The sequence below is a fragment of the Streptomyces triticirhizae genome (assembly GCF_003696235.1).
Lineage (GTDB): Bacteria > Actinomycetota > Actinomycetes > Streptomycetales > Streptomycetaceae > Streptomyces > Streptomyces triticirhizae.
Genome location: NZ_RFFJ01000327.1, coordinates 1 through 3,663, shown reverse-complemented (window position 1 = coordinate 3,663; position 3,663 = coordinate 1). Strand labels below are relative to the sequence as shown.

The following is a 3,663-nucleotide window of genomic DNA, read 5'->3' as shown; positions in this document are numbered from 1 at the left end:
CGGGCGCGCGCGCCGGCGGCCGGGACCGGGAGCGGCGCGAACGGCCTGCCCGCGCCGCTCCGCGCGCCTCCCGGCCGGCCGGCCCAACTCCCCCCGCCGGCCCATTCTTTACTCGGCTTGACCGGGCCCTGCCCGAACCTTTACCCGGACCCCGCGTGCGCGCGGACGAGCGCGAACCGGGTCCAGTGGCCTAGCCGTGTCCGTGAAGTCTCGCCGGGCCCGCGACGCCATACGCGGCACCTCGCCGCGTTACCGCATCGCGCGAACACGGCCAAGTACGAGCTGCGATCCGGCGCCTTGCGACGCACCGCGTCCAAGCCGCCGTCTGATCCGACGAGACTCTACGGACACGACCTAGGACCAGGGGCCCCGGCGGGTTCGTTCCCTGGGTCAACGACGGGGTGGGGGGCGGGCCGTTACGTTCGGGGCATGAGTACGGCTTCGACACCTTCCTCCGCGACAACACCGGCATCGGCGACGGTGCCCGGCCCGTCCGCGCCGTTCGACCTCGACGCCTACCTCGCCCGGATCGGCTGGCGCGGGGCGGCGCGGGCGGACGTGGCGACGCTCCGGGGCGTGCACGCGGCGCATCTGCGGGCCATACCGTTCGAGAACCTGGACGCCCTCGGCGGGACCGCGCCCGCGCTCGAACCCGCCGCCGTGGTCCGCAAGTTGCTGCACGAGCGCCGTGGCGGCTACTGCTACGAGCAGAACACGCTGCTGGCCATGGCCCTGGAGCGGCTCGGGTTCGCGGTGACGCTGCTGGCCGCCCGGGTCGTGGTCGGCGCCGACGGCCCCACGCGCCGGCCGCGCACCCATGCGGTGCTGCTGGTGCGGGTCCCGGGCGACCCTCGGCCGTACCTGGCCGACGTCGGCTACGGCGACGTGGCGGGCCTGCTGGAGGCGGTGCCGCTGCGGGCGGACGTCGAGTTCCGCGTGGGGCCGCGTCGGCACCGCCTGGTCACGGTGGAGCACGAGGGACCGCTGGAGCTGTGGGTCCTGCGGGCGTGGGTGGGCGGCGGCTGGGTCGACCAGTACGCGTTCACCCTGGAGCCCTTCGTGGCGGCGGACCTGGAGGTCATGAACTGGCATGTGGCGACCAACCCGCGTTCCCCGTTCAGCTGGCGGCTGACCGTGCGGCGCACCACGGACGCCGGTCATCTCGCCCTGGACGAGAGCCGGTTCACCGAGACGCGGGACGACGGGCGCGTCTTCACCCGGGAGTTGGCGGGCGAGGAGGACGTGCGGGCCGTGCTGGAGCGGGAGTTCGGGATCGCAGCGCCGGCGACGACGCGGCTGTCGCGTTGACGGTCGCCGCCCCCTCAGTCGGGCGTGGCGGGGTTGGTGGGCGTGACCGGGGGCGGGGTGGCGCCCAGGCGGGCCAGTTCCTCGGGGCCGAGCCTGATGGCGGCGGCGGCCACGTTCTCCGCCAGGTGGGCGGGGTCGCCGGTGCCGGGGATGGCCAGGACGTGGGGCCCCTGGTGGAGGGTCCAGGCCAGGCGGATCTGGGCCGGGGTCGCGCCGTGTGCCCCGGCGATCTCGCGGAGCGGCGCCTGGGCGGGGTCGGAGCCCTGGCCGTCGGGCGCGGCACCGCGCTCGCGGCCCTCGCCGGCGATGGCGTAGAACGGGACGAAGGCGATGCCGCGTTCGGCGCAGAGCCGCAGCATCCCGTCCCGGGCGGGGTCGCGTTCGGCGAGGCCGTAGCGGTTCTGCACGCAGACCACCGGGGCGATGGGCTCGGCCTGGGCGAGGTGGTCGGGGTTGACGTTGGAGAGGCCGAGGTGGCGGATCAGGCCGTCCCGTCGGAGGTCGGCCAGCGCGCCGAAGTGCTCGGCGATCTCCGTCTCCCCGTTGACCCGGAGGTTGACCACGTCGAGGTGGTCCCGACCGAGCTGGCGGAGGTTCTCCTCGACCTGGCCGCGCAGCTGCTCCGGGCGGGCCCAGGGCACCCAGCGGCCGCCGGGCTCGCGGCCGGGGCCGACCTTGGTCACGATCAGCAGCTCGTCGGGGTAGGGGGCGAGGGCGGTGTTGATCAGCTCGTTGGCCGAACGCAGCGGGGAGAAGTAGAACGCGGCCGTGTCGATGTGGTTGACCCCGAGGTCAACGGCCGTGCGCAGCACGCGGATCGCCGACTCCCGGTCGCGGGAGGGGAGGCCGGGCTGGAGCGCGACGCGGCTGGGCAGGCGCATGGCGCCGAAGCCGAGCCGGTTGACGGTGTGGTCGCCGAGCCGCCAGGTGCCGGCCGCCCCTGCGGGCGGGGCCGCCGGCGTGGTGGGCGCGGAGGGTGGGGGAGCTGTGTGCGATCCGTGCGCGTTCATCCGGGCAGTGTCGCACCGGGCGTGGGAACGTTCGGCGGCCGGTGTCGAGTGGTCGCCGGTCGGCCTGGACCCGGCGGTCACCTCGCCCGGCGGTCAACGTCAGCCGGCGAGCGGGGGGTTGAGGCGGGCGAAGCCCTCCTGAACGCGGTAGGGGTAGTACGGGTAGGGGGCCGTGCCGGAGCTGGCCGCGTCGAGGCGGGCGACCTGCTCGGGGGTGAGGGACCAGCCGACGGCGCCGAGGTTGTCCCTGAGCTGACGCTCGTCGCGGGCGCCGATGATCACGGAGGAGACGGTGGGGCGGCGCAGCAGCCAGTTGATGGCGATCTGGGGCACGGTGTGGCCGGTCTCCTCGGCGAGTTCGTCGAGCGCGTCGGTCACCCGGTAGAGCCGCTCGTCGTCGACCGGCGGGCCGAACCGGGCGGTGCGGTGCAGCCGGCTGCCCTCGGGCACCGGCCGGCCCCGGCCGATGGCGCCGGTGAGACGACCCCAGCCCAGGGGGCTCCAGACCAGGGCGCCGACGCCCTGGTCCCGGGCCAGCGGCATCAGCTCCCACTCGTAGTCCCGGCCGACCAGCGAGTAGTAGACCTGGTGGGCGACGTAGCGGGCGCGGCCGTGGCGGTCGGCGGCGGCCAGGGACTTCATCAGCTGCCAGCCGGAGAAGTTGGAGACGCCGGGGTAGCGGATCTTGCCGGCGCGGACCAGGTCGTCCAGGGTGGCCAGCACCTCGTCGATCGGGGTGGCGGCGTCGAAGGCGTGGAGCTGGAAGATGTCGATGTGGTCGGTGCCCAGGCGGCGGAGGGCGGCCTCGACCGAGGTGATCAGGCGGGCGCGGGAGGTGCCGGCGTCGCCGGGGCCGTCGCCGAGCGGCAGGCCGGCCTTGGTGGAGATCAGCACCCGGTCCCCGCGGCCCCTGATCGCGGCGCCGAGCACCTCCTCGGCGGCGCCGTCGGAGTAGACGTCGGCGCTGTCGAAGAGGGTGACGCCGGCCTCCAGGCAGATGTCGACCAGGCGGCGGGCCTGGCGGACGTCGGTGTCGCCCCAGGCGCCGAAGAGTTCCCCTCGGCCGCCGAACGTGCCGGTGCCGAAGCTGAGTTCGGGAACGCGGAGTCCGGATGCGCCAAGCGTGCGGTAGTCCATGGTGGTTCCTTTCGTGGGGCGGGCGGCCCGCGCGACAAACGCTTAACGGGCCAGCAGTTCCATTAGGATGCGGGAGCGAAGCTAGCACAGAGACCGACACTAATGGAACTGGAGTCCCGTTATGGCGGAACGAGGGGCGGCCCCGGGCGCGGGCGGGGGCACCGGCGCGGGCGGGGGCGCGAAGGGCGGACGGACGCGGGCGGACGCG

At 74.8% G+C, this 3,663-nt stretch carries 3 protein-coding genes; 1 reads left to right on the top strand and 2 read right to left on the bottom strand.

Annotated elements, in window-relative coordinates; all coding sequences use genetic code 11:
* Positions 1 to 429 precede the first annotated feature (429 nt).
* Positions 430 to 1,308, top strand: a complete 879-nt coding sequence (locus EBN88_RS29105) for an arylamine N-acetyltransferase family protein (protein ID WP_122399993.1) — start codon at positions 430 to 432, stop codon at positions 1,306 to 1,308.
* Between the two features lie 14 nt (positions 1,309 to 1,322).
* Here the strand turns inward: EBN88_RS29105 and EBN88_RS29100 are convergent, their stop codons facing one another.
* Both EBN88_RS29100 and EBN88_RS29095 read right to left on the bottom strand, forming a co-directional pair.
* Positions 1,323 to 2,318 carry an aldo/keto reductase gene (locus tag EBN88_RS29100; RefSeq protein ID WP_122399992.1) on the bottom strand — a complete coding sequence of 332 codons (996 nt, stop codon included), beginning with the start codon at positions 2,316 to 2,318 and terminating at the stop codon, positions 1,323 to 1,325.
* 99 nt (positions 2,319 to 2,417) lie between these two features.
* Positions 2,418 to 3,455, bottom strand: a complete 1,038-nt coding sequence (locus EBN88_RS29095) for an aldo/keto reductase (protein ID WP_122399991.1) — start codon at positions 3,453 to 3,455, stop codon at positions 2,418 to 2,420.
* Between the last annotated feature and the right edge of the window lie 208 nt (positions 3,456 to 3,663).

What these genes read in the sequence shown, in the direction of transcription:
- EBN88_RS29095 (WP_122399991.1), bottom strand. Translation starts at nt 3,455, where the DNA reads ATGGACTACCGCACGCTTGGCGCATCCGGACTCCGCGTTCCCGAACTC.
- EBN88_RS29100 (WP_122399992.1), bottom strand. Translation starts at nt 2,318, where the DNA reads ATGAACGCGCACGGATCGCACACAGCTCCCCCACCCTCCGCGCCCACC.
- EBN88_RS29105 (WP_122399993.1), top strand. Translation starts at nt 430, where the DNA reads ATGAGTACGGCTTCGACACCTTCCTCCGCGACAACACCGGCATCGGCG.